The sequence below is a fragment of the Nostoc punctiforme PCC 73102 genome (genome assembly GCF_000020025.1).
Lineage (GTDB): Bacteria > Cyanobacteriota > Cyanobacteriia > Cyanobacteriales > Nostocaceae > Nostoc > Nostoc punctiforme.
The window spans coordinates 7,623,355-7,649,470 of sequence record NC_010628.1 but is presented as its reverse complement, the minus strand read 5'-3'; the positions used below and the strand labels follow the sequence as shown (position 1 = coordinate 7,649,470).

At 41.9% G+C, this 26,116-nt stretch carries 24 protein-coding genes; 7 read left to right on the top strand and 17 right to left on the bottom strand.

Annotated features, from left to right (window positions below):
- Positions 1–90: 90 nt before the first annotated feature.
- Positions 91–168 (bottom strand): DUF4351 domain-containing protein, encoded by a 78-nt coding sequence (locus NPUN_RS39620; protein ID WP_083782490.1) that lies wholly within the window; start codon positions 166–168, stop codon positions 91–93.
- A gap of 518 nt (positions 169–686) precedes the next feature.
- On the opposite strand from NPUN_RS39620, the gene NPUN_RS31415 reads away from it, so the two are divergent.
- Together NPUN_RS31415 and NPUN_RS31410 are read left to right on the top strand one after the other, a co-directional pair.
- Complete coding sequence (locus NPUN_RS31415; RefSeq protein WP_012412407.1) at positions 687–1,409, top strand: Uma2 family endonuclease; 723 nt, start codon at positions 687–689, stop codon at positions 1,407–1,409.
- A 149-nt stretch (positions 1,410–1,558) separates the two neighbouring features.
- On the top strand, positions 1,559–2,275 hold the full coding sequence (locus NPUN_RS31410) for a hypothetical protein (RefSeq protein ID WP_012412406.1): 717 nt from the start codon (positions 1,559–1,561) through the stop codon (positions 2,273–2,275).
- Between the two features lie 114 nt (positions 2,276–2,389).
- On the opposite strand, the gene NPUN_RS31405 is transcribed toward NPUN_RS31410, so the two are convergent.
- The 8 genes from NPUN_RS31405 to NPUN_RS31370 all read right to left on the bottom strand — a co-directional run bounded on the left by NPUN_RS31405 (position 2,390) and on the right by NPUN_RS31370 (position 5,940).
- Positions 2,390–2,626 (bottom strand): BrnA antitoxin family protein, encoded by a 237-nt coding sequence (locus tag NPUN_RS31405; protein WP_234711014.1) that lies wholly within the window; start codon positions 2,624–2,626, stop codon positions 2,390–2,392.
- A gap of 10 nt (positions 2,627–2,636) precedes the next feature.
- Positions 2,637–3,026, bottom strand: coding sequence for a BrnT family toxin (locus NPUN_RS31400; protein ID WP_234711013.1), 390 nt, complete (start codon positions 3,024–3,026; stop codon positions 2,637–2,639).
- Complete coding sequence (locus NPUN_RS31395) at positions 2,990–3,256, bottom strand: DUF29 family protein (protein ID WP_012412404.1); 267 nt, start codon at positions 3,254–3,256, stop codon at positions 2,990–2,992. The genes NPUN_RS31400 and NPUN_RS31395 overlap by 37 nt, the downstream gene beginning before the upstream one ends.
- 71 nt (positions 3,257–3,327) lie before the next feature.
- Positions 3,328–3,585: a BrnA antitoxin family protein gene (locus tag NPUN_RS31390; RefSeq protein ID WP_012412403.1), complete on the bottom strand. Its 258-nt coding sequence runs from the start codon at positions 3,583–3,585 to the stop codon at positions 3,328–3,330.
- An 11-nt stretch (positions 3,586–3,596) separates the two neighbouring features.
- Positions 3,597–3,929: a DUF5615 family PIN-like protein gene (locus tag NPUN_RS31385; protein ID WP_012412402.1), complete on the bottom strand. Its 333-nt coding sequence runs from the start codon at positions 3,927–3,929 to the stop codon at positions 3,597–3,599.
- A complete protein-coding gene (locus NPUN_RS31380; protein ID WP_012412401.1) occupies positions 3,926–4,150 on the bottom strand; it encodes a DUF433 domain-containing protein in 225 nt (74 codons plus the stop codon). Before NPUN_RS31380 ends, NPUN_RS31385 begins: the two co-directional genes overlap by 4 nt.
- Before the next feature lie 12 nt (positions 4,151–4,162).
- The gene (locus NPUN_RS31375) at positions 4,163–4,438 is read right to left on the bottom strand and encodes a LapA family protein (protein ID WP_012412400.1); all 276 of its coding nucleotides are present in this window, start codon (positions 4,436–4,438) and stop codon (positions 4,163–4,165) included.
- Between the two features lie 86 nt (positions 4,439–4,524).
- Positions 4,525–5,940 (bottom strand): phosphoglucomutase/phosphomannomutase family protein, encoded by a 1,416-nt coding sequence (locus tag NPUN_RS31370; protein ID WP_012412399.1) that lies wholly within the window; start codon positions 5,938–5,940, stop codon positions 4,525–4,527.
- A gap of 146 nt (positions 5,941–6,086) precedes the next feature.
- Here NPUN_RS31370 and NPUN_RS31365 point away from each other — a divergent pair, with 146 nt between their 5' ends.
- Positions 6,087–6,941, top strand: coding sequence for a PD-(D/E)XK nuclease family protein (locus NPUN_RS31365; RefSeq protein ID WP_012412398.1), 855 nt, complete (start codon positions 6,087–6,089; stop codon positions 6,939–6,941).
- A 70-nt stretch (positions 6,942–7,011) separates the two neighbouring features.
- On the opposite strand, the gene NPUN_RS31360 is transcribed toward NPUN_RS31365, so the two are convergent.
- Positions 7,012–8,682 carry a transglutaminase-like domain-containing protein gene (locus NPUN_RS31360; RefSeq protein ID WP_041565751.1) on the bottom strand — a complete coding sequence of 557 codons (1,671 nt, stop codon included), beginning with the start codon at positions 8,680–8,682 and terminating at the stop codon, positions 7,012–7,014.
- Positions 8,683–9,158: 476 nt separating this feature from the next.
- Positions 9,159–9,302, bottom strand: a complete 144-nt coding sequence (locus NPUN_RS42255; RefSeq protein ID WP_167315684.1) for a hypothetical protein — start codon at positions 9,300–9,302, stop codon at positions 9,159–9,161.
- Between the two features lie 17 nt (positions 9,303–9,319).
- Between NPUN_RS42255 and NPUN_RS31350 the strand changes: the two genes are divergently transcribed.
- From NPUN_RS31350 to NPUN_RS31340, 3 genes are all read left to right on the top strand, one after another.
- The gene (locus tag NPUN_RS31350; protein WP_012412396.1) at positions 9,320–12,178 is read left to right on the top strand and encodes a cation-translocating P-type ATPase; all 2,859 of its coding nucleotides are present in this window, start codon (positions 9,320–9,322) and stop codon (positions 12,176–12,178) included.
- Positions 12,179–12,318: 140 nt separating this feature from the next.
- Positions 12,319–13,443: a DNA replication/repair protein RecF gene (recF, locus tag NPUN_RS31345; protein WP_012412395.1), complete on the top strand. Its 1,125-nt coding sequence runs from the start codon at positions 12,319–12,321 to the stop codon at positions 13,441–13,443.
- 266 nt (positions 13,444–13,709) lie between these two features.
- On the top strand, positions 13,710–14,825 hold the full coding sequence (locus NPUN_RS31340) for an acyltransferase family protein (protein ID WP_052304669.1): 1,116 nt from the start codon (positions 13,710–13,712) through the stop codon (positions 14,823–14,825).
- A 111-nt stretch (positions 14,826–14,936) separates the two neighbouring features.
- Here the strand turns inward: NPUN_RS31340 and NPUN_RS31335 are convergent, their stop codons facing one another.
- Positions 14,937–15,395 (bottom strand): MgtC/SapB family protein, encoded by a 459-nt coding sequence (locus NPUN_RS31335; protein WP_041565749.1) that lies wholly within the window; start codon positions 15,393–15,395, stop codon positions 14,937–14,939.
- A 1,189-nt stretch (positions 15,396–16,584) separates the two neighbouring features.
- On the opposite strand from NPUN_RS31335, the gene NPUN_RS31330 reads away from it, so the two are divergent.
- Positions 16,585–18,945 carry a putative PEP-binding protein gene (locus NPUN_RS31330; RefSeq protein ID WP_012412392.1) on the top strand — a complete coding sequence of 787 codons (2,361 nt, stop codon included), beginning with the start codon at positions 16,585–16,587 and terminating at the stop codon, positions 18,943–18,945.
- 2 nt (positions 18,946–18,947) lie between these two features.
- Here the strand turns inward: NPUN_RS31330 and NPUN_RS31325 are convergent, their stop codons facing one another.
- From NPUN_RS31325 to NPUN_RS31305, 5 genes are all read right to left on the bottom strand, one after another.
- Positions 18,948–19,787: a hypothetical protein gene (locus NPUN_RS31325; protein WP_234711012.1), complete on the bottom strand. Its 840-nt coding sequence runs from the start codon at positions 19,785–19,787 to the stop codon at positions 18,948–18,950.
- A 30-nt stretch (positions 19,788–19,817) separates the two neighbouring features.
- On the bottom strand, positions 19,818–20,990 hold the full coding sequence (locus tag NPUN_RS31320; RefSeq protein ID WP_012412390.1) for a baeRF6 domain-containing protein: 1,173 nt from the start codon (positions 20,988–20,990) through the stop codon (positions 19,818–19,820).
- Between the two features lie 229 nt (positions 20,991–21,219).
- Entirely contained in the window at positions 21,220–21,876 is a 657-nt protein-coding gene (locus NPUN_RS31315) for a DUF1361 domain-containing protein (RefSeq protein ID WP_012412389.1), read from the bottom strand.
- A gap of 863 nt (positions 21,877–22,739) precedes the next feature.
- Positions 22,740–23,882, bottom strand: coding sequence for a hypothetical protein (locus NPUN_RS31310; RefSeq protein WP_012412388.1), 1,143 nt, complete (start codon positions 23,880–23,882; stop codon positions 22,740–22,742).
- A 138-nt stretch (positions 23,883–24,020) separates the two neighbouring features.
- Positions 24,021–25,892, bottom strand: coding sequence for an iron uptake porin (locus NPUN_RS31305; RefSeq protein WP_012412387.1), 1,872 nt, complete (start codon positions 25,890–25,892; stop codon positions 24,021–24,023).
- Positions 25,893–26,116 lie beyond the last annotated feature (224 nt).

Here is a 26,116-nt window from a genome sequence, read left to right as displayed (position 1 = left end):
CTACTTGTACAAAATCTTGGGTTTTTGAGACACGATAAATCGCCGTCTCTACAAGTGTTTTGGATTTTAAGCTAATTGATTTGTTTGTAACTAGTTAAGTAAATCTTCCATAGCAGTAAAATCTAATAAAGCTTCGCCAAGGGTTTCTAATTGATTTAAAAATTTCAATTCTTTATCTAGAAATTCTTAGGAACGTTACCAATCAATTAATGTAAAAGTTTCTGGAAAAAATAAATGCATTGCTTGGGAAAAATAAGCTTCTATAATTTATTTCCAAGGGCTATCAAAATCAGTGCGATCGTTAACATTTAAGTTTCAGATACGCCATATTTTCGGAGTCAAGGTTGAGAAAAAACTTTTTCTCTTGGTAGGTATAGCTAATCAGCCCAGCTACCGAATTCACCATGAAATTGAATACCTGCGACTTCTGGAATGTTCTAGTTGAACAATATTTCACTCTTTTTTGCTATTGTGAATTAGACACTCTGGTAGTCAGTACCGAAAACCCATGAATCTAATGTAAATATTTTACACTTGGAAGTATTTTAATACTGAGAAGAGAGACACAAGGCGATGTCTAGATCGGGCTACGCCTAGGCTAAAAATGGTTCTTTATTCTGGCGTTGCGATCGCACATCCATAGATTACTTACAATCTATCTAGAATCAGATTTGGCAAAACCGCTCATGTTAAACTACAATCCGCTACATTGTTTGCCATCTTCCGAAGAGTTACCCGACTCAAATGATACCCCTGTGGATAATGAAGTCCAAAATTTAATTCCCGGCTTGCTGAAAACGACACTGGCTTTAGTTTGGTGCGATCGTTGGGATTGGTTTTTTGGTGTTGACATGGGTATTTATTATCACCCGGACAAACCAGCAATTGTCCCTGATGGGTTTCTCAGCTTAGGAGTTAAACGTGTAATTGATGAGGACTTACGCCTAAGTTATGTGCTATGGGAAGAAAAAAAGCTGCCAACTTTAGCACTAGAAGTTGTTTCTCAAATATATCGGGAAGAACATAGCAGCAAGAAAGAACTCTATGCCAAAGAATTAGGAATTTTGTACTATGTTGTGTATAGTCCCCTTCGCCGGAAAAAGACACCTTTGGAGGTGTATCACCTAGTTGATGGGGAATATATCTTAATGTCAGGAAATCCCGTTTGGCTACCAGAAATTGGTTTAGGAATTGGGCGAGAACGAGGAATTTATCAAGGTATAGTCCGAGAATGGCTGTACTGGTATGACGAGGAAGGGCAAAAGTTGCTCACACCAGAAGAACGTATTAGAGAAGCGGAAGAACGTGCAGCTTTTGAAGAAGAGCGACGAGTAGAAGCAGAACAAAAAGTGAAAATGTTAATTGAAAGGTTGAATGCGCTTGGTCTCGATCCAGAAACTTTGTTATAGATTCACCAAATTTCGTAATTTTTACTGTCTTAATGTTAATTAGCTTCCTGGGTAGGGAATTATATTTATAAGCAACTAATAGCTTAACGGTATAAATCGTAATGACTTGTTGCTAAATAAATATATTTATCAAAACCTGCATCAAAAATATGGAAGTTAAACTAGGATTTGGAGCAGTCCCAAAACCTCAATATGTCTTTATCAGCAAAGAATCGGATCATTGCTGGTATATGCTTGCTGAAGATGAAAAACGCATCCCAATTTATGAAAGAGCCTTGACTGGGGTAATTACAGAGATAGAAGTTAATAAAAAGGTTGAAACTAAATTCGGGCCAGTTGAAAAAAACGATTTATATATTTTGGCAGATAAACCTTATATTATCCGTTCAGGTACCGACTCTTTCTTTTCTAAAAGTTTATTGTTATCTTTAGATACCCTTACTTATAAAGAATTGTATAATCCACTAACGATCGCCGTTAGTCCTGGAGATAGTAATGTGGTTTTTTGTAAAATTTACGATCCAATAACTTACCGTTCTGTAGGTGTTAGTTGGGATGGACATAAGGAATTAGACTGGCAAGCTTTAGGACAAAAAGTAAGTTTAAAAATTAATAAAATTCACAATTATAATCAAGATAATAATCAATCTCAATCCGAAGCAAGCGACAATATAAAAACGCCTGAACCGCGTGATGTTTTTATAGCTAAAACTGACACATATTTAGCCCAATTAAATTGGACTCCAGAGCAGGGAAGGGATTATTTGCAGCAGAAATATGGTAAGCGATCGCGTCTACAACTCAGTGATGCAGAAATTCTGGATTTCATTGATTACCTGAAGCTACAACTAACCCAAAATTGCTAAACTTAGGTGCTGTTATGTGAACTTTGGATAATTGCGATTGCCCTTTTGCTACACCCAGATGCTAGGCTGGAATAATTGCGATCGCAGGTTAAAGACATCCAATTTAGTATTATATTAGGTTGACTTCGCCTCAGACGCTGGATAAGCTTTGTGTGCTTCTGCGTAAATCTTTAATGCTACAGCCATCTGCTGTTCGGCAGTTTCTCCCTGCTCTTTGAACCAAGCAAATGTTTCAGGATCTACCTTAACTGTTATTGTTACAGGTGACTTGGGCATTCGCAATTGTGCTTTAGCAAAAAATTCTTCTGATAATGGTGGAATATCTGAGGTGTCGATGTCTTCGTCACTCATTGCATCGACTCTAACCCAATCGGTTTTTGAGGTATTGTTCATAGCGTTTTCGTTCGTGAGACAGTGCCTTTCTTAATGAGATGATCCGAACCATTTCTTCATCTGGCTCGGTGTAAATAACTACTACGATTCGTCCATCAAGGAGTCCAATGCCGAGATACCGATCCTCTCCATAGTCCTCTCGTTCATCTAGGTAGACAAGAATGGGTAGATTAAAGATACGGAAAGCATCAGCAAAGTCGAAACCATGCTTTGTGATGTTGCTTTGGTTTTTACGCTCATCCCACTCAAACTTCATGGACTCAATATACCAGTGACACCGGGCAAAGAACTCTAAAAATATATAAATTGCTCGGTTTGTGATTAATATTCTAGTGTCAGACCGAGTGCGATCACACAAGATATTGCCAACTCAATTTGGGTGCGAGAATCAGTGATGGAATCGAGCCAACTATCTGAGCGACGCTGGGGTTGATATTGCCACTTGAGCAGATGCAAGAGTAAGCGAGTTAGTTGACTGGCAATACTCCGCCGTTCACTTTTGCCCAAGCCTTCAACCTCTTCAATCAGATTTTCTACATCAACTTCATGCCAACTATTGTGATCGCAATAGTTGGGCTGTCTGTTCAATCCACAAATTAAAATCTGTTTTATAAGTTACGTTCATAACCTTTCTCGATCTTAGGCAAGCCCAAATATTCTCATTTTCCGATGCGCTCAAGTTCCTCTCGCAATACTCGCCTTAATGTATCTTCTAAAGGTTCACGGCGCTGCTGAATGTACTCACGCAAGGCATCGTTAATCAAAGTTTGGTAATTTCCTCCACCTGCTGCGTGAACTTGGTCACGAAACCATGCTAGTACTTCATCATCTAGGCGAATTGTAATTCGAGTTTTGCCTGTTGATGTTGATTCAATCGCTTCCTGCTTGCCCTGACTAAAATCATACTCAGCTTCCATAATTTCCAAATCTAATACAATGTCAAAACTCCCAAATCTGGATTTTTGTCAAAAGCTTGGATATCCTCTACATGCGATCGCAAAATCTCTTCAATCTGTCTGGTTGAACAATTGCCATAACGAATCCAAATCACTTTCGGAGGAAATCCTCGCAAAATGCTCAACTCATTAAAATCAGCATCTCTGGTGACAACAGTAAATCCACTTTGTCGGGCATACTCCCAAACAGTTAGATCATCTGCTTGATCTAAGCTTATAAGAAAAAGATGCTGAGAGTTTGGATACATGTCAGCCAGCCGATCAACTAACCGAGGTGATAAGTTATGGTCAAACAATAACTTCATGCTTGCATTGTTAGCATTTGCCGTTCTCGATCAGCCGCATAGCTTAGGCAAGCCAAAATATCCTCTTGTGTCAAATAAGGAAAGTCATCAAGCAATTCCTCGTAGGTCATGCCAGAGGCAAGATAAGATAAAACATCGTATACAGTAATTCGCATTCCTCGAATACAAGGCTTACCACCTCGTTTTCCTGGTTCGATTGTAATAATGTTTTGATACTGCACAGCTATCAATCCTCAAAAATCTTCATCGTCAACAAAAAATTCCGCATCGTCTTCTAATCGAGAATTACCCTGGCCAATACCAGCAAGTCCCCAGAGAGGTTGCAGCAGTGCCATGCCAATTAACCCTAAACAGGCACTAAAAGCTAGCACTAAACCCATTGGTATTTGAATCGATTGGAATGTTAAGAATTTTAACGATACGGGTGTGGCATTTTGAACTGAAATAATTGCGATCGCGATTATCCAAACCGCTACAACTAGAGATGTCAAAAAAGGAGCGATTTTCATACTTTGAGCAAAGTTAGGAGTGAGATAACTGTTAATAGAAGTGAAGAATTGTTAATTTATAACTCTTAATTTTTAACTGCTAATTCTTATCCCTCTAATTTAGCAATGACACTCTCTAACTCTTGGGCAATTTGGGTGAGTTTTTCGGGAGTGTTGGTTTCTAGGTAGACGCGCACCAGTGGTTCTGTACCGGAGGGACGCAGTAAAACCCAGCTACCTTCTTCTAAATACAGCTTAATACCGTCTTTACGCCCGACTTCCTTGACTTTAATTCCTACTACCTCTGTAGGTGGGTTTTTAGTAAAGGAGTCGATAACGGCGGTTTTATGAGCCTCTGTGAGGTGCAAGTCTAGGCGGTTGTTGTAAAGTGGCCCATCGGCTTCAGCGATCGCTTCCTTAACCATCTGACTTAAAGGTTTACCTTCATAAGCGATCGCTTCTGCCACCAGCATATCGGCTAATACCCCGTCTTTTTCGGGAATATGCCCGATAATACTCAAACCGCCTGATTCTTCTCCACCAATTAATACGGCAGTTTCCCGCATTTTTTCACCGATGTATTTAAAACCAACTGCTGTTTCGTAAATTTGCAGCCCATTTTTAGCAGCGAAATTATCCAACAGGTGGGTTGTCGCCACAGTGCGGACTATCGCGCCAGTTTTACCTTTGTTTTTAATTAAATGACGTGCTAGAACTAACAACACAGTATTCGGAGTGAGGACAGTTCCTTGTTCATCAACAATACCAAAGCGATCGCTATCTCCATCCGTTGCCAAGCCCAAATCAGCTTGATCGCGGACTACTGCTTCCACTAACTCAACTAATTGTTCTCCTTTGGGTTCTGGCATTCCACCGCCAAATAAAACATCCCTCCAATCGTGGAAACTTTCTAACTGAACACCACTATGCTGCAAAACTTCATCTAAATAGCCACGGGAGGTAGAATACAAAGCATCGTACTTTACCTTTAAATTAGCCCTTTTGATCTTTTCTATATCAAGTAGAGTGTAGATAAATTGCAGGTAATCAGGTTTCGGATCGAAAATTGAAATTGAACCTGATGGGTTACTTCCAGGTAACTCATCCGATGCACTTTCTATATTTGCCACAATAGTATCAGTAATCTCTGGAGTGGCAGGCCCAGCATAATCGGGTATATATTTAATTCCACAGTAAGGTGCTGGATTATGACTAGCAGTAAACATTAACGCCCCTGCGGAATTTAGGTGACGGGCGTTGTAGGCAATTACTGGTGTGGGGCAATCCCGAACGGTAATTTTCACAGTCCAACCCAAGTCTGCCAGTACTTGGGCCGCAGTTTTGGCAAACTGGTCAGCTAAAAAGCGAGTATCGTAGGCAATAAGTACTGGTCTATTTTTTGTGTAGGCTGTTTCCAAGTAAGTGGCAATTGCCCTTGTTACTTTTCTCACATTGGGGAAAGTAAAGTCATCGGCAATAATCCCTCGCCATCCATCGGTACCAAATTTTATCTTGCTAGACATTCTTGCCACTTGCTCCCGTACATTATCAGTACTATAAAAGCTTCCTGCAAAGCGTGTGTAGCAGCAACTATCCTCCGAAGTTCTTTTCTAAGTAAGCCTTAGTTTAAACTTCTCCCCACCGTATTTTCTCTCACTGTTTCTGAGCAATGTCAACCCCCGATCGACCTTTTGCCAGTTATCACCTTTGGTCTCTAGTTGCCCCAGCGACTGGGCAAGAACGCTGGCATTGCCAGATGAGACGGGGGTTTATCAAAGCACGGCAACACGAACCACAAGTCAAAGCACTCCTAGCGCAAGCCACTGCACCCCAGCGCATTGGCATACTCGCGCAAAAAGGTGTTTATGAGTTTCATCATCATAGGCATCTGCTGAAGCAATCAGATGGTGTAGAAAGAGTCGCACAGTTACTTAAATTAGGCAACTCAAGCGTTCAAGTCCAGCAACGCGTGCTGCAAATTTTGCAAAAATATCATGATGCGCCGTTGCTTTTGGATAAAGATATTATCCAATTAACTCCCGGTGATGAAGGCTTTCCTAAGCCAATAGTAGTTGAACAAGAAGATTATTGCTTTCGCTTATATGCAGCTATGGACTGCGTTTTTATTGAATCTGATAGCACATTACATATTTTAGATTTCAAAACAGGTAAGTCAGCTTTTGACAAGCGACAGGCATTAGTTTATTTACTAGCTGCTCGTTATCTTTACCCTGGACACGAAGCTGTCGCATCATTTTATAATTTAGAAATATGTAAAAAGTCTGAGTTAATTAGCATCAATAATTACGAGTTAGAATCTTTAAAATTTGAGTTAGCTAATATTGCCCACAAGCACCAGCACGATTTGCAAAAATATCAGGAAAAAACTACTAATTTTAGTAAAATTTTCCCTCCAAATCCTGGCTCCCATTGCCGCTTTTGCCCATTTAACTCAATCTGTGAATTTGCCGATTTTAAGCAAACTCAATCATATCCACTGCCAAGTTTAAGAGCCCATAGCTAATGGGAGTTGGGAGAGATGCGGAAGCGGAGGGAGCAGGCGGAGGGAGAATACTAATGCCTAATGCCCAAATTCAAAAGGGCGGCAATTCTTTAAGAATTGTGAACCGAATATGATTAATCGCCAAATCACCGATGGGGATATCTTCTTTGGTTAGCCGCGTACCTTGACTTGTCACGGTTTCAAAGGTGATACCTTTGCCAATTTCAATGTGATACCAGCATAAGCCCATAAAAAAGCGCGTCGGATAAGGGCCACCTTCACCCACATCGTCAGGATTTGATTCCATTGGCAACCAACCAAAATTTGGGACGTAGAATTCTAGCCAAACATGATTAAAGTCTGGTTGTAGCGGTACACCTATAAAGTCACTATGGGGAGGACATTTGTACCTACCTACGGTGCGGCAGGGGATGCCATTTAAACGAGATAGGGCAAGCAATACCCCGACATATTCGCCACAGGAACCAACGCCCCGTTCTAAAACTATATCTGGCGTGTCAATGTAGGGCTTAATACCGTAAGATAACTGGTCGTATACGTAGTTGCGGATGCTGTGCATTTTCCGCAGTACATTGGTTTCAGAACCGATTGCTTCTCTGGCGGCACGGCGAACAATGGTAGTATCCATTGCTAAATCGTCGTCATCTACTAGGTAGCGCGTTTGTAATTCTGGAGATAATTCAGGTATATCTTCAACATCTCTCGGTGTGATGCGATACTTAATTCCTCGGACTTCCACAAGTGCTTTCCAGCCAAATATATGCCGTTCACCTGGAGCAAGAGAATCAAATTTAAAGACTGCTACACGTTGCCCTTCGATCACTTCTTCGGTAAAGGGTATACCAATTGGTTCAACGTGTTTCACCTTTTGACGCTCAGTTTCCGATGGTAGGGCGATGCGCCATTCTACATCAGGTAAATACACCTCGTCTAAGGGTGCAATTTCCTCAGCATAAGACATTTCAATGAGATAGCCGTTAGAGAGGGCGTAGCGCTTATCTGGCTGGTAATGATAATGCAGGGGATGAATAAAAGTGCGATCGCGGAATGTTAGCTCATGACTCGGATCGGCATTGGGGTTATCCCGGATATAAGGCTCCTCTGAGGCGTAGGCGACGTAGATACTTTCTTCGCCTGTTTCCCCGTTTTTATGGATGGCGATGCCTGTAGGACATTCAAAGGGTGTCAAGACACTAAATTGAAGTTCTCCTGTTGCTCTGTCCATTGCGTACACTGATTGTTCGGTGCGATCGCAAATCCATAGCATTTCTTGATTGACAGTTAGATTCTCTATCCCAACTCCAGGGGCATAAAATCTGGTAATCTCTTTTCGTGTTTCGCGGTCATAAACCAAAATGTAGCCCAGCCGTTGGCAGCTGACATAAACTGTTGTTTCCCAAACAGCAACACCGTCAGCCGGATAAGGCAATGTCACAAAATGTTCCAGACCCAAAGCATTGAGCTTGCACAAGTAAACACTATTTTCTCGGCTCACCCACAGGGAATCTTCCCATACCGCTATACCAGTGACATCGGTAAATTCTTTAACTTGATGGGGATTGAGAATTTTGCTGTTGTCAGAGGTGGGATCAATCTCCAGTAGATGCCCTTTAATACTGTCAATGGCAATAAGTCTATCTTTAATGAAAGTAATGCCACACAGGGTAGCAGCAGTAAGCGGTCGAATCGTTTTTTGCCCAAACATCTGGCTAACGGTCAAAGTGGGGAGTGCAAAACTCATATTAAGCATATTTATTGAATGGTTTAGCACGCCTGGTTAATTCAAAATTCAAAATTCAGCTGGAAAAGTTTGCTAGATTGGAAAACCCTAATGGCACTCCAGTTTACTTGAGCAGCGAAATACGCAAGGGACTGGCTCAACTTTCCGCAAAATTAAAAATGAAGAAATGCAATCGTGCCATACATCCTGGCTATTGACTACGGGATGAAATGAAAGGAATGGCAGCCTAAAATTAATTGTGACATATCCTCTGTAACAAAGCTTCAAAGCTCTATTACTCATAATTATCGGTAAAATGTGTTCCGATCAACTCTTTCGTGAGAAATAATACTATGTCAAAATAGGAAGATTTACAAATGTTAAGAATTACATATACATTTATCAAGCAAGGCAGGAGGAAAAATGTCCTCACTCTTGAACTGCTGCCACCAGAGCAAGCTTGGGTTTAAAACCCCATTAACGATAGTTCAGTGAGTTCAATGACTTAAATTCATTCGGGGTCTAATCCCCAACTGAAAAGTTCCTTCCGCCTCCTTCACATAACTAGGCGATCGCCTTAATGTAACTTTAGAAGATGGAATTCCTGCCATCACTAAATTATGATCGAATTTTGTAACCATTTGCTGTGACCTACACGATGTCTGCTAATTCTCTGCCTGAAGGTGCCGCCGTTTGGCATAGTTTAGAAGTTGATAAAGCACTAGAACTGCTCGATAGTAATGCAGACAGTGGCTTAACACCTCAAGAAATTCAACAGAGGTTGCAAAAATACGGCCCCAACGAACTTGAAGAAAGTGCTGGCCGTAGTGCTTGGGAAATTCTGCTAGATCAGTTCAAGAACATTATGTTGTTGATGCTGATTGGCGTAGCGCTGATTTCTGGGTTTTTAGACCTGATGGCTTTGCGTGAGGGCAGATTAAAGCCTGGTGAAGTGCCATTTAAAGATACGATCGCTATCTTAGCAATTGTGATTCTCAATGGCATACTCGGCTATGTCCAAGAAAGCCGTGCCGAAAAAGCCTTGGCAGCCCTGAAAAAAATGACTTCTCCCTTAGTACGGGTCATCCGCGACACCAGACTGGTGGAGATAGCAGCCAAGGAACTAGTTCCAGGGGATGTAATGCTGCTGGAAGCTGGAATGCAGATAGCTGCGGATGGACGTTTAATAGAACAGTCTAATTTACAAGTGCGTGAGTCGGCATTGACTGGTGAAGCCGAAGCGGTGAATAAACAGGCATCACTAAAATTGCTGGAGGAAACATCATTAGGCGATCGCCTCAATGTCGTGTATCAAGGAACTGAAGTAGTCCAAGGACGCGCCAAGGTTCTGGTGACTAACACCGGCATGACAACAGAATTAGGCAAAATTGCTGCGATGTTGCAGGCGGTGGAAAGTGAACCTACGCCGTTACAGCAGCGAATGACTCAACTGGGTAACGTCCTGGTTACGGGTTCTTTAATTCTGGTGGCGATTGTCGTCGTTGGTGGTGTCATCAAGGACGGAGGTTTTAAAAACATCCAAGAACTTTTGGAAGTTTCCTTGAGTATGGCGGTTGCTGTGGTGCCAGAAGGTTTACCAGCTGTAATTACCGTTACATTGGCACTGGGAACCCAGCGAATGGTGCGCCAAAATGCCTTGATTCGCAAACTGCCAGCGGTAGAAACATTAGGTTCCGTAACCACCATCTGTTCTGATAAAACCGGCACCCTGACGCAAAATAAAATGGTGGTGCAATCGGTTTCCACTAACAACAAAACTTTTCGCGTCATCGGCGAAGGTTACGCTCCCACGGGAGACTTTCAGTTAGATGGTCAAAAAATTTCCCTAGAGGACTCTCCAGAAATCTCAGCGTTATCAGTCGCCTGTGCTATTTGTAATGATTCGGTGTTGCAAAAAGAACAAGGTGAATGGGCGATTTTGGGAGATCCTACAGAGGGAGCATTGTTAACACTGGCGGGCAAAGCTGGAATCGAAAAAGACCAGTGGAACAGTAAATTACCTCGTGTTGCAGAGTTTCCCTTTTCCTCAGAACGGAAGCGGATGAGCGTGATTTCTCAGGTGGAGGGAGTCGCTACAGGTGACGCATCTTCGAGAGGTATTGACCCAGCGATCGCCGGTTTTCTCCAATCTGAATCTTACTTAATGTTTACCAAAGGTTCTCCAGAGTTAACCTTGGCACGTTCTGCTCAGATTCATTTGGGCAATCACTCAGTCCCCTTAACTGAAGAACAACGCCAGAAAATTTTGGCAGAAAATGACCTGATGGCGAGTAAAGGTTTGCGGGTGCTAGGTTTTGCCTACAAACCCCTCGCAGAAATTCCACCAGAAGGTTCGGACGAAGCATCAGAGCAAGGCTTGGTATGGTTGGGATTGGTGGGAATGCTAGATGCGCCACGCCCAGAAGTAAGGGCAGCTGTGCAAGAGTGTCGAGATGCAGGCATTCGCCCAGTGATGATTACAGGCGACCACCAATTAACAGCACGAGCGATCGCTACCGATTTGGGAATTGCCCAAGAAGGCGACCGTGTTCTCACAGGTCAAGAATTGCAACGGATGACTGACCAGGAATTAGAGCAAAACGTTGACCTGGTGAGCATCTATGCCAGAGTTTCCCCAGAACACAAACTGCGAATTGTCCAAGCACTGCAACGCCGGGGTCGATTTGTAGCGATGACAGGCGATGGTGTTAACGATGCCCCAGCCCTCAAACAAGCTGATATCGGGATTGCGATGGGCATTACTGGCACTGATGTAAGTAAAGAAGCCAGCGATATGGTATTACTTGATGACAATTTCGCCACCATTGTCAGCGCCACCAAGGAAGGTAGAGTTGTTTACACCAATATCCGCCGCTTTATTAAATACATCCTCGGCAGTAACATTGGCGAAGTTCTGACAATTGCCGCTGCACCCTTAATTGGTTTGGGAGGCGTTCCCCTTACCCCCTTACAAATTTTGTGGATGAACTTGGTGACAGATGGTTTACCAGCTTTGGCATTAGCTGTGGAACCTCCAGAACCGGATGTGATGCAACGTCCGCCTTTTAGTCCTCGCGAAAGTATTTTTGCTAGGGGATTGGGTTCTTATATGATTCGCATTGGGATTATTTTTGCCATTATCACTATTGCCTTGATGTGGTGGGCTTATCAACATACCCATGCTGCTGGGTATCAGGGCGATCCCGAAACTTGGAAAACAATGGTATTTACTACCTTGTGTATTGCCCAAATGGGTCATGCGATCGCCATTCGCTCCAATAATCGACTGACTATCGAGATGAATCCCTTCTCTAATATTTTTGTACTAGCGGCTGTTGTCGTCACCACGATTTTGCAGTTAATGCTAGTTTACGTCCCACCCCTGCGAGATTTCTTTGGTACTCACTACCTCAATATGCAGGAGTTAGGGGTTTGTATTGGCTTCAGTGCCTTAATGTTCGTGTGGATTGAAGCGGAGAAGATATTCTTGCGGATTATGGGCAAGAAAGCTGTGTAAATTGGGCATTGAGCATAGAGAAGAGACAAGGTAGACAAGGAAGATGGGGGAGACAAGGGAGAGACTTGTTCAATAATTCCCCCTTGTCCCCTGCTCCCCTGCCCCCTGCCCCCCTGCTCCCCTGCCCCCCACTTTCTACCATGTACCTGAAAACTCTAAACCTCCGACAATTTCGCAATTATCAAGACCAAAAGGTTGAATTTACTGCTGCCAAAACAATTTTGGTAGGTAATAACGCTCAGGGAAAATCGAATTTATTGGAGGCCGTGGAGTTGCTGGCGACATTGCGATCGCACCGCATGACCCGCGATCGCGATTTGGTTCAGGAAGGGGAAGCTATAGCCCAAATTAATGCCACCCTTGAGCGACAAACAGGCGTTAGTGACCTGACCTTAACGCTCCGGCGCAATGGTCGCCGGAGCGTTGCTCTCAACGGTGAGTCTATCCGCCGTCAAATGGATTTTCTTGGCGTTCTCAACGCAGTGCAGTTTTCCAGCCTGGATTTAGACCTAGTACGCGGCGGCCCGGAAGGTCGCCGCAACTGGTTGGATACACTCCTAATTCAACTTGAACCAGTTTATGCTCACATTTTGCAGCAGTATAATCATGTATTACGCCAGCGCAATGCCTTTTTAAAACGCCATGTAGAGACGTTAGATGCAACATCTTTACACTCAGAACTAGCAGTGTGGGATGCACAGTTAGCTACCACAGGAACCAGGGTAATTAGAAGACGCGATCGCGCCATCCAAAGATTAGCTCCTATTGCTAGTGCTTGGCACGCCAGTATTAGTGGCAGTACAGAAGCTCTACAAATCAAGTACCTGCCTAATATTCCTTCAGAAGATAACCATCCAGAAGAAGTGCAGCAAGCTTTTTTAGTAAAAATTCAGCAGCGAGCGATCGCCGAACTGCACCAAGGCACTACCCTTGTTGGTCCTCATCGAGACGAAATAGAATTAACTATTAACCAGACACCCGCTCGTCAATACGGTTCTCAAGGTCAACAACGAACCCTAGTTCTAGCCTTAAAGTTAGCAGAATTACAATTAATTGAAGAAGTCGTTAAAGAGCCACCATTGCTATTACTTGATGATGTTCTTGCCGAACTAGATTTATCCCGCCAAAATCAATTGCTTGATGCTATTCAAGACCGCTTTCAAACCCTAATTACCACCACTCACTTGGGTTCTTTTGATTCCCAGTGGTTAAAGTCCTCCCAAATTCTGTTTGTGAAAGCAGGAGAAATAATCCCAAATTTATAATGATTTAGCACTTAATGAGTTGTTACGGTTCGATCAAAATTCAGATTTTGACAAAAAAACTTATATTTAATATCATTGTAAGTATTTTTACTTGATTTGAGTTGATGTCATATTAAAATTTTGTCTTGGGTATCGTATAATAAAAACGACCAAAAACGAATGTATCCATATAAACAAGTAAGTACAGTATGTCAGATAGCTTACTAAAGTATTTATCTCACAAACTACTCAGCTTATTTTGCCGCACAATCAAGGAGTAAAGATTCTTGAAAGAACCGTTAACATCCCCCGCTGAAAGTAATCCAGAGACCTCGGCTGGTGCAAATGTAAACTCAAAATTCTACATACCATCTCTAGATGGGATGAGAACTGTTGCTTTCCTAATTGTCTTTTTATCCCATGCAAGAGTTAGCGAGCTTTTACCCGGAGGCTTTGGCGTAACAGTATTTTTCTTTCTTAGTGGCTACTTAATAACAACTATTCTTAGGCGAGAGTACGATAGCTATCAAACTATTGACTTTAAATTATTTTATACAAGACGAATATTGCGTATTTGGCCTTCATTTTACCTAGTCTTGTGCTTAGGAGCTGCTTTAACTATCTTAGGATTTATTCAGGGAGAAATTAATTTATCAGCGTTTTTGTCTCAGTGTTTACACTATAACAACTACTATACAATTTTTTCTGCTAATGGAACTACTCCCGGTAGTGGAGTATATTGGTCTCTCGCCGTCGAAGAACACTTTTACTTACTTTTCCCCCTGCTTTATCTAACTCTACGCAAAATGCGTATAACCCCACGCAGACAAATGCTAATTTTTTGGGGATTATGTTTAGTGGCCTTACTCTGGCGGTGTCTTCAGGTTTATGGTTTTGGAGCATCTTCAGAACGCATATTTTATGCAACAGATACTCGGTTAGATAGTATTCTATTCGGTTGTGCATTGGGAGTTAATAATAATCCCATGCTGGATAAGCAGTATTATTCTAACAAAATGTGGAACTATTTCTTGCTGCCTATAGGAATAATGTTGATTATTTTTTCATTTTTTTATCGTTCACCTGAGTTTCAACAAACGTTTCGTTATACTATACAGGGAATTGCTTTATATCCAATCTTTATTACCGCTATTCGCTTTCCCAGTTGGGGATTATTCCCCTTACTAAATTTAAAATGGATGCGTTTTTTGGGTGTACTATCTTACTCTTTGTACCTTGTACATTATACGGTGATTTTCGCTGTTAATATGTATTTACCCCAATTGCATAAATTTATGCAAGCAGGAATTTCTCTATTAATTTCTGTTGGATTAGCATATACGATTTACCAGCTTATAGAGTTACCAGTGGGACAGCTACGCAAAAAGTTTTCACGGACATAACAAGACATATAAATACAGCCTTTGCTGAGAGCATAGCTGTTTAATTACTCAGAAATGGACTGCTTGATAATATTTAGTATTTATGTATTAATTCCTAATTTTTACTATTAATTATTGATGTTTTTCTAACCTTTTAAAAACGTTGAGAATCAGAAAAGTCAGCAGAGTACCAATCAATCCTAACTGCCACAAACCACAACCGGCAGCAATTCCCAATGCAGCCGAAACCCAAATAGCTGCTGCTGATGTGAGTCCGTGGATTTCAAGTCGCTGTGATTCTTGAGAAGATTGGCGCACAATTTCTCCAGCACCGAGAAATCCTACACCAGCTGCAATTCCTTGAATGATGCGGCTAAGTGCATCAGGACTATTTTGCAATCCTCCTGTTTGCATAATTATCAAGGTAAACACAGCTGAACCTAAACTCACCAGCGTATGAGTTCTTAAACCGGCTGGTTTGCGACTAATTTGGCGTTCTAAGCCGATAATCACTCCTATAAATAACGCAAAGCATAATCTGAAGCTGATATTTAACCAATCATTAGTTGCAAGGTAGTAAGTGTTTGGCAATGTTTAGTCCGGTGTAAATAATTTTATATACATAGTACAGCACGGGTAGATCCAGTTATCATCTCAATTAAGAAGACTTGGGAAAAAATACCTTTGTTAAAGGTTGGCAAATTTTCGCCAGAGTGTACTAGGTTAATTATTAATTTTTTACAAAATAGTGCAAAAATATTTTACTCTTTATATTGGTGGAGTTTAATCCAACGGGTGTAATCGAAAGTTTATATTATTTGGTTATCAAAACAGAATTTAGGAGTCAGGAGTCAGAATTCAGTTGGGTATTCTGTACGACAGAACGACCGACGGTAGTTGAGCGTAGCCGAAACTCAGTGCATCGCTGGCGGATAGCGCCGGCGGCAAGCGAGTCCGCAATAGCGTAGCGTCTCGTAGAGAGGAACGAGCGTCGCGTCAAGATTGCTGAATTCTGTATTCTTCTTCAACTGCTTTGTTTTTTGAACTTAATCTTGGCTTAATAGGCAATAAGGCTTTTTGGATTTTGCTGGGTTTTGTAAAAAAATCAAATACAAGTACTATGTTTAGATTATTTCAATTCTGGGATACTTTTTTAGATGTAAATTAACATCTTCCATTGTTAGAATTATTTTCCAATAAGATGTTTTGTTAGCAAAATTAAATAAAGTTTACGTTATTAAATCATGACAGCGATCGCAATCGGGGTAGACGACATGAATTTTAGCCTGATTAAATAGTTATCTCAACTATTTTAAATTAATGAACTATAAAACTTTAATTCTACCTCAAATTGCTAGATTTAACCCATACACTAAATAATTAAATGTGATACCGACATCTACAACTCGATCAAACAACTAAATCCCCGGTTTCAGGGAAGAGAGGCTAAATGAAGGACAATATTTGATTTACAAAGAGTTGAATTTAAGTAAGTTGGCGCGAAAAAACTCAAGTATGTTACGAAACATAAATAGGCTTAAAGCTCTTACTAATGAACAATGACCAATGACCAATGACAGCCTAAGCGAAGTAGCTTTAATTGCGCCGACCTAACTTACAGCAATACATCGTGTGACTAGCAATTAACCACTAATAAGGTCAGCAAATTAAATGTAAATGCTGGAAACTCCTCCTAGTAGATAGAGAGCCAGTGGATTTACAGCTGATAACGTACCAGAAGGAAATGCCTGTGGCTACAAATAGACAACTAACAAATTGAGTGGACAAACTCTACTGGCTAGACCAAATTAAATTACAAGACCGCGCCAAAGTAGGTGACAAAGCGTTTTACTTGAGCAGAATCATGCAGCGTGGCTATCCGGTGGTGCCTGGTTTTGTCGTTTCGGCAGAAATTTTGCGGCAATTTCTTGAAAATCTCAATAGTTCAGAGTCATTAGTGGCTGACTTACCCCATTCTTCGTTACATCTAGATGTTGCTAATTGGCGGCAACTTCAGCAGGTAGCTGGTCGCTTGCGCCAAGAAATTCTCACTGCGACTGTGCCACAGCAGTGGGTGAGTACAATTTTCCAAGCAGCTAGGGAATGGCAAACTAGCTGTTTGATTCTCCGACCTACCTTGGCAGTATCAACTGCTACCCCAAGTATGAAGAATATATCTGGTTTGCTGGAGTCGGTGTTTTGCCAGTGCGAACCTGAAGCGATCGCTTGGGCATTAAAGCGCACTTGGAGCCAGATATTTCGTGCCAGGAGTCTTCTATATTGGCAACGAGCAGGAGGAATTAATCTCCAACAAATAAATCTAGGAGTTTTGGTGCAACCTGTTGAGAATGCGATCGCCAGTGGTTTGCTCAAAGCCAACTCCTCTGGCTGGGAAATTGAGGCTACTTGGGGATTAGGAGTTGCGATAGCTCAAGGTGAAGTCCAGCCAGATATCTACTACATTCAACAGGCAACTGGAGTTGTGCTTGAGCAACAGTTGGGCAATAAAATACTGGCTTATGGTGTGAATGATGCAGCGCCTGAAGCTTTTTCGCAACCCACACCTAACTCAGTGCTAACACCAGATCATACTTCTTTGAGTACCTACGTACTTCCAGAAGCCCAACAAAAACAGTACGCTTTACAAGAAGAATATTTACAACAAATAATTGCTCTGGGAACTCAACTAGTAAGTGAACTAGGTAAAACTTTTACCATTAAATGGACTATTGCTCAACAAACCACATCTAGCAAGCTCTACATCACACAAGTTAGTTCTCCCCAATCTGTAATTCCCCACGGACAATTCATTAGGGGACTAGGAGCAGCAGGGGGTCGTGTTGTGGCCACTGCCTTAGTAATTAATAATTCGCAACAAAAACCCGAACACCTACCCAAGGGTGTGATTTTAGTAGTACCAACAATTACTCCTGATTGGCTACCATTACTACACCAAGTTACTGGTATTATCACAGAACAAGGTGGATTAACCAGCCATGCCGCAATTCTTGCTAGAGAATTAAGGATCGCAGCAGTAGTAAACGCAACATCTGCCACAACCTTAATCCAAACGGGCGAACGACTACTGCTTGATGGCGACAGAGGAGAAGTTTATCGCATCAAAGGAGACTCAAAGGAGGAGATGGAGAAAGAGAGAGAAGAAAAACTTCTTTCCACACATCACCCCAAACCAAAAGCGCCCTATCCTACTTTCACTTCTCATCTACCCATGATTGCTACCCAACTACTGGTTAACTTGAGTCAGTCCAGTTTAATAGAACAAGTGCAAAGCTTCCCTGTGGATGGCGTGGGATTATTGCGCTCAGAATTGATGGTATTAAATATATTGGACGGACAACATCCCAATAGTTGGATTTTAGGCGGTCGTCAGGCAGAATTATTAGAGTTATGGTCTGAGCAGATTATGCAATTTGCTCGTGCTTTTGCACCAAGACCAGTTTTTTATCGTTCCTTAGATTGGCGATCGCAGGATTTACCATCATTAAGCGATAGTTTAGAATCTTCGCCCCAGTCGATGTTGGGTGAACGCGGCACTTTCAGCTATTTACGAAATCCCGCAGTGTTTGAGTTAGAACTGCAAGCTTTAGCGAGGGTACAGCAAGCTGGTTACACCAATGTCAACCTACTATTACCCTTTGTGCGGACTGTAGAAGAATTTGTCTTTTGCCGTCGCAAAGTTGAGCAAGCTCATTTAACCGAGGTGTCGCAGTTTCAATTGTGGATGATGGCGGAAGTGCCAAGCGTACTATTTTTGCTGCCGGAATATGTGAAAGCAGGCACAGCCGGAATTTCCATTGGTACAAACGACCTAACCCAATTATTACTCGGAGTGGATCGAGAACAAGGACAGCTAGCAAAAGTATTTAATGAACGTCATCCCGCAGTTATGGGTGCGATCGCTCAACTGATCCAAATGGCTAAAAGTGCGGGTATACCTTGTTCAATCTGCGGTCAAGCACCAGCCCTCTATCCAGAAATCATCGATAAATTAGTAGAATGGGGCATAACTTCCATTTCCGTTGAACCGGAAGCAGTTGAGCGAACATATCAGGCGATCGCTCGTGCTGAACAACGAATAATTTTAGCAGCAGCACGACGTGAATTAAAACAAGGAAAATAATTTTATCTAAAATAACCAGTTTCGCGCAAAAACTTACGTAAATCAGCGAAGTATTTGGTGCGGTCGCTTTTTTTATAAGCTTGCTGTACACGCTGCCAACCGTCTTCTCCTTGACCTAGCAGATATTTATCCGCTAAATATGCTGCTAAAAAGCCCTTGCCATCATCGCCTTCTTGCTCGATCTGAGTATAAGTTTGCCATAGCTCTGAGGCGTGATTGGAAATTAATTTGGGATAGCGACGGGTGACATCAATCATTTTACCTTGGCGATAATGCCAAATTTGCAGGGGGTAGCCAGAAGCAGCATAAGACGTAAAAGCATAGGCAAAGCGATCGTCTCGGCTATCAAACTCTGGCAGTCCATCTTTGTCTAAATCTTTGAGTTGATAGCCACCATTGCCCCATTCATGGCGAATCTTAATATATTTTTGGGATTTATTATCGTAGCGGTAAATCAATGAATAAATACAACAGTGCGCTCCACCTGTAAAGAAATCGGCAATTATTTCTGGCTCCTTTTTACCATCCAGGTCTTGCACTGGTAAGTTATTTTCTTGTCCAGATAGATTTCCTACAGGTCTGTCATATTCATTTTCTTGTGGCAGCTTTTGATCCAAAATAGTTTTACCCGCTCGGATAATTTTCAGCCGCACATTTTTATACTGGTATTCCTCTGGTTTGTCATAGGATATTTCTGCCCGCACATTGCCCGATTGCCCAATTATTGTTTCTGCTGTTGCAGTCGGGGTAAATACAGCCGTTGTACTGAAAAAAGCTAAACCGATTAGAGATTGACTGATCGAGGAGCGAATTGTCATCATTGTTGGTGTTGTACATAGCACATTCACCTTTATACAACACCGTCAAAATGTTCAGTATCGGTAAATTGCCACAACAGGTGTGCTATATGGAACCTGTTCGGGAGGGACAGCGTAAACCGTGCCACCATTTAATAAAGTATGAGCAGCGACAAAATCCAACAAATCTTCATCACCAGTTTCTTTTTCTGGGTGCAAATAAACCGTTTCTGAGGTTGGATCGAATAAACCCCACTGTTGTTGACCAACTGCAACTAATAATGAATCCACTCGTTGGTAATAAGCTGCTGAGACAATTTCTTTCAGGTTGTTAGATGCCTTACCAGTATCACCGCCAAACAATTCGTGAAATTGCTCCAAAAACCCTTCTTGAGACTTCTGGAAATTAGCCTCGACAATCGGCCAAGCTTGGTCATGTAACTCTTGGGCGCTGAGAATTTCTGGATTACCAGTGATGGCTTCATCCATCAAATGCTGGTAAGTATTCGCCTGTCTATATAAAGGCAAGAGATACTCGACCCCAGACAGTACCAAAGGCGCTTTTTGCGATCGCAGTTTTTCGTGTAATGCGCGATCGACAATTTGAAAGAATTGTAGGATGTCTTCTTGGTGTTTATCTCTGTCAGGGCTTCCCTGTCCGTGAAACGTACCTGGTTGCGAAAAAGGATTGGAAGTTCCCCCTTTTGGTGTTGCAATGCGAAACTGGCCTTCTTTAGCAGTCTCATCTTGTTGCAGAGCTTCATCTAGACTTTTAGGGAGATTTTCTACTTCCACCTCATTAACGCTGTAGCGTGTTCCTTCACAGAACCTGATATCTTGTTGGCTCAAAGCCAGGATATAGAAGCGACCATTGCCATTTAAAATTGGCAGCAGTGGCTTAATGTGAAATCGGTCTGTAACCACGACCAACTCTTGAAAATCAATTGGCAGAGGATAATAGCGAAAAATATTTTCAGAAATAAAAATCGCTAGTCCTTGCTCTCCCATTTGCTCCCAAAACTCTTGGGTATCAATTTCATGGGATTTTTCCAATAATGCGATCGCATCTTTCTCCTCCAAACCCGCATCAACTAAACGAGTCTCCGCTTCCTTGACCAAATTTTTAAACCGAATTGGGTTTTGTCGCACTTCTGGCCCGGCTGGGTGCGTTGGCATATAAATTGAAACACAATTCCCTTTTGGCTGTTCTATTAATGTCTTTATTTCTTCTCTAGAGATTAATTCCATAAGATACCCCTCGTATCAACGCAAAGGAAAACATCAGATCAGACCATCGATATTCAACGATCTGATAGGACGTTATTCTCAGATGGTGGCGGTCAAAGTCGGACCGTTTGCTTCTGAATTTATTTCACCTTAAGGAGGGTTTAATTGCATCTTTCTTTTGATAGGCAATATTCATCAATGGAATTACTAATGAAAACCCTAAATTTAAAATCTAAAATCGCCAGGAACATCAAATGTTTGGCGTGTTAGAGTTAGTGCTTTCTGACTTGATCCCGATTCTACTACCTGGTTTGCTAAGGCCTAAAGTTACTCGTTTCATAATCCAGTACAAACCTGCAAGTACCACAAAGGTGATAGCAATAATTACTAAGGGTTGTTTTCCGAGAATTTCTTCTACCCCTTTGGTAAGTACGGCATCGGGTTGAGTTATAAAATCCCAACTGTTGAAACGTAAAAATCTTCCCCAATAAACACCAACAGCGCAGAGAAAATGTGTAATTAACTCAACGCGCCAAATCCATTGGCTCTTACCGATGCGATGTAAGTAGTAACCCCAATTAATTAACGATATTACGTAAGCTTCAAATCCACCGAGAATTACTAGCAAATACAAAGGTATGAGTACTAAAGTAATCATCCACACAGATTGGATTGTGCGGATATCATCTATCAAGTGGATTACATCGGTCAACAAATATGGTGCATTTGGTAAGAAAGCATAGAAAACTAAGAATCCTAGCCACCAAAGCCAAGTGCCACCGCGCCTCATACGAAATAGCCACACACTCAAAGCCAAAGGTATAAAAGCCAGAAATAAATTCCAAGTCATCCAACTCATATTAATTTGCAATACTTGTATAATTCTGGCTATTAATTCTTCTTTCATAGGTGCTAACTCAGAAGATGTTTGATTGTTCTAGATTGACTCTGTAATGTTAGTGTTAATAACCTCAGTGATTGACTGATGAAATTTTTTTACCTCCAAGGAAATTTATTTACTCTAAGATCAGACAAGGATTTTGTGTCGCTTAAAACGAAATGCACACTTAATATTATGTCTAAAATTTATAGTTTTTATGTCTTTCATACTGGGGGATGAAATTTATCAATCAATCAGCTTAAATCACTAGTATAGCCAGAAAATCATCAGGGTTAAATCTACCACTGAGACGAAGCCTGAGCAACTAAAACGTCACGAATAACTTCTAGTGGACTTTTTTAATTGCAATGTTGCCCCTGTCCTGGTTATCATACTTATTCCATTTTGTCCTGCTAGAGTTCCAGAAGCACCTTAAAACTTTTGCCAAGACTACATTCCCCAAACTCTCTCATTTTACAGGGCTATGCTGTACATACAAGTCTTCTAGAGTCATTTCACAGACTTTTGATTCCCTTAAAAAAAGGGGTGGTTTTATACGAAGAAAAAAAATACATAAGTCTAGATTTCTCATCTTGTGGCACGGCTTTTACCCCTCTCTAAATATCTTCCCGAAGCGGAGAGAGGCTTTGAAACCCAGTTTTAGTTTTTCTCTGCTTGTATAAAACCACCCTACCAACCCCCCCTTAAAAAAACGTGTATACACAAGTCTTTCTGACCCCCTCTAACTCTCCCTTATAAAGGGGGAGAACCGGATATTTCCCCCCTTTGCAAGGGGGGATTAAGGGGGGTAAATTGGGGATTTGTGCTTCATTGCCAAGATGTGTGTACACCGTAGTAAAAAAAGGGGGGCAAAAGAAGCTCTCAAATCACTAACGTACTAGTACTCGACTACGGGGGCCGATCGCTTGTTTGGGTGAAGCTGGTATGGTACAGCTATTGATAGAATCCTGTGAACATGCAGCTTGAGCAAGGGTTGCAGGGTTAACCACTACTTGATTGGCCTCCAGCGAATTACCACTACTGAATTCCATATTAGGTGTAGTAGAAAGGGATGAAGAATTAGAGGCAGATGTGTAGGTTGTAGGTGTCGGGGAAGCGATCGCACTACTATCAGAAACTACTGGTGCAGAAGTAAGTGTGCTACCAACACTAGCTACGGGTTCAGAAGTAGGTGTGTTACTACCAACGACTAATGGAGGAATGGGTGTACTACCACCGCTAATTACTGGCGGGGGAGTAGGTGTACTATCACCACTAACTACGGGTACGGGTGTAGGAGTTGGCGTACTACCACCACCAACTGGTGTGGGAGTTATAAGAGTTGCATTTGCAGGTACTTTGATGGTTATCCTCGCCAAGGGGGAGTTAGTCATTTCCAAAGAAGTCACCTTTGGCGAACCTGGGATATCGGACTTGAAATCAAAGACTGTGGGGGTTGCACCACCATTGCGATCGCTATATCGCACTCCATATCCACTTACTTCAAAGGTTCCTTGATATTGATTTCCGGTGTTTGGATCGGTGACAGTACCAGTGTATAAGGCTTTTGTAAGATTAAATTCATCCTGGACTACTCCTTGAAATGTGGTTCCTGCTAATCTTCCCTGATATTTATAGGGTGTTAACTCACCACCAGAGAGAATTGGCGAATTCAGAAGGCCATTAAAGGAGACAATCGGAATGCCTTTAAAGTCAACAAAGTAATGCAGGCTACCATCAGAGCGTGTTTGTACCTTCACATAGCCTGACTTGTATACAGGAACGTAATTAGGATTGTTTTTAGTACCTAAGTTTCGTGAGTAAGTCCCCGTGTCATCTGTATCAACACGAGTCGTACTGCCATTGAAATTAGGATTAATGCTGGGAAGTTGGATAGTACCTGATAATGTACCAGTGCTTTGAATTGTGATTTGGGCAAAAGCACTTGTTCCAGATGAGGCGATGATGACTGCGGCTAAACTACTGCTGCTAAGAACAACACAACCTAACTTAGTTGATGAATGTAATTTCATAAAAAATTTGCTCCTTTAATTACATATCAAAAAAAATACGCACGGGCGATCCTTGCTCCCATCGGTTGATTAAAGCATTTCGTACTGAATAAACAAGTATGAAATAGCGTATTTTATTACATTTACATCAGTACAAAATTAAAACCGGAAAGTTGCTCTTAATGCTCCAACGACTAAAGTATCGTTAGCAGCATTGTGATCGGGATTGAAAATGACGAATAAGCCTGGAGTCAGGGCGATATTATCACTCAGTTGGGCGCGATAAAAAAGTTCTACGTGAATTGATGTGTCACTACGTCCACCTGCTGTTCCCCCATCAGAAAACTTGGGAAAATTGAAGCCATCGGGTAAAGTACTGGAAGTAATTTTGGGCGGTTGTCCGACGAGAACGCCCCCTAAATTTCCAGGACGCAGCAAATTGGGAAAAGCCGCGAACACCATCCAGTTTGTAGTTTCTACACTTCCAGGAAGGTTGAATGGTTTGGAAGAAGTAAAGCCACCCCAACCGCCCAACTGCAAATTCGGATTGATTCGCCAAGCAACGGTAGCGCCAATGGCTTGGGTATCAAAAGCTGTTGCATCTGCAAAAGGCGAAATCAGTTGAGAATCGCCGATACCACTTCCTAATAAGCCATCTGGGGAGTGAGAATAAAGATAATGTACGCCGATATCGATGTTATTGGTGGGTGCTAAACTTAACTGAGCGCCAGTAGTAAATCTACCGCCAAAGAGTCCGCCCTGGTTGATGTTGCCAGAAAAACTAGGGATTTCTGCACTATAAACGCCTTGCAAACTGATGCGATCGCTAATTTGCCAATCCAAGCCGATACCGCCAGTGCCGTTACCAATACTTAAAATCGGGTTACGCTGACCAAATAGAGAAATTGCACCGTCGCTAGAACCTTCTAAAGGACTAATACCCCGAAAGGTGTTGATGGGGTTAACTCCCGCCGTACCTACGACAATTCCCAAGTTATCCGAGACGACAAATCGATAAGATAAGTCACTAACAACTAGATTGTTGTCTGTATTTGACTCGAAACCCAACCGCCCCATATTGGTAGAGAGCAACGCTGCATTAGAACCCAAATTACCCGCAGACAACCCTGTTAACAGCAAATCTCGCCCTGTAAATGAAGTTGCCAAGGTTAATTGGGCACTACTTGTAAAAGTCAGATTGGTTTTTCCCTGCCGTTCAGGGACTCCATCTCTAGGAAACAAATCCACATCGGGGCTATTGGTTCCCTGAACGCTAAAAATGGCTTGACCAAATAATCTGGTAGTTGTAGAGAACTGATTGCCTTGTAATTCAGTAGTCCGGTTTTCTACAGCCTCAACACGCTGCTGTAATTGCTGCAACTCTGCTTTGAATTCGCTTTGCAACCTTTGCAGCAAGATTAAATCTTCACTATTAACAGTATTAATTTTATTATTAGCAATCGCTTCGTTAATCTTCTCTAAACAAGCATTTAAACCAGCCGCAAATTCATAACGACTGATAGTGCGGTTTCCCAGATAATTCCCACCCTCGTATCCCGCAATACAGCCATAGCGTTCTACTAGAGATTGCAAAGCATCAAAAGCCCAATCGGAAGGTTGCACGTCTTTAAGTTGTGACACCGACGTGACTTGAGACATTTGGTTGTTTGAATCTGGAGGCTGAGGAGATAGAGAGAATTCTTCTGTGTTTTCCTGGTTCTGTGCAACTTCTCTTACAGCTTGAGTATCTTTTAACTCAGGTAAATTAGGGGAATTTATAAATTGAATCTTTTCTCTGCTTTTTTTAAGTATATTTTCGTACTTATGCTTTATAGCTGATGAAGTAGTTATATCTGGCTGCACAAATTCCGGCGGTGGAATTTCAGCAGGCGAGACAACTTGAGCTAAATTTTCTTGTGTTGACTGCTGCACCAGATTATCTGGTGTGATTACAGGCTCTTCTGGTAAATTAAGGGCAGAGATTGGCGCTGTTGCTAGCACACCCGCCATCAGTAGACTAATATCACTCATGGTATTTCATTTGACTTGCACCAATATTTCTTTTGACAGATAAACTTGGTGTATATCAGGAAGATTTATGAAAAAAGAGTGATAAAAATTACTATGACTGGGGCAGGGGGCAGGGGGCAGGGGAGCAGGGGAGCAGGGGAAGGGGAGCAGAGGCAGGGGGAAGAGGGGAAATAGGTAATTTAATTTTTCATTCTCCCCCTTGCTCCCTGCCCCCTGCCCCTCTG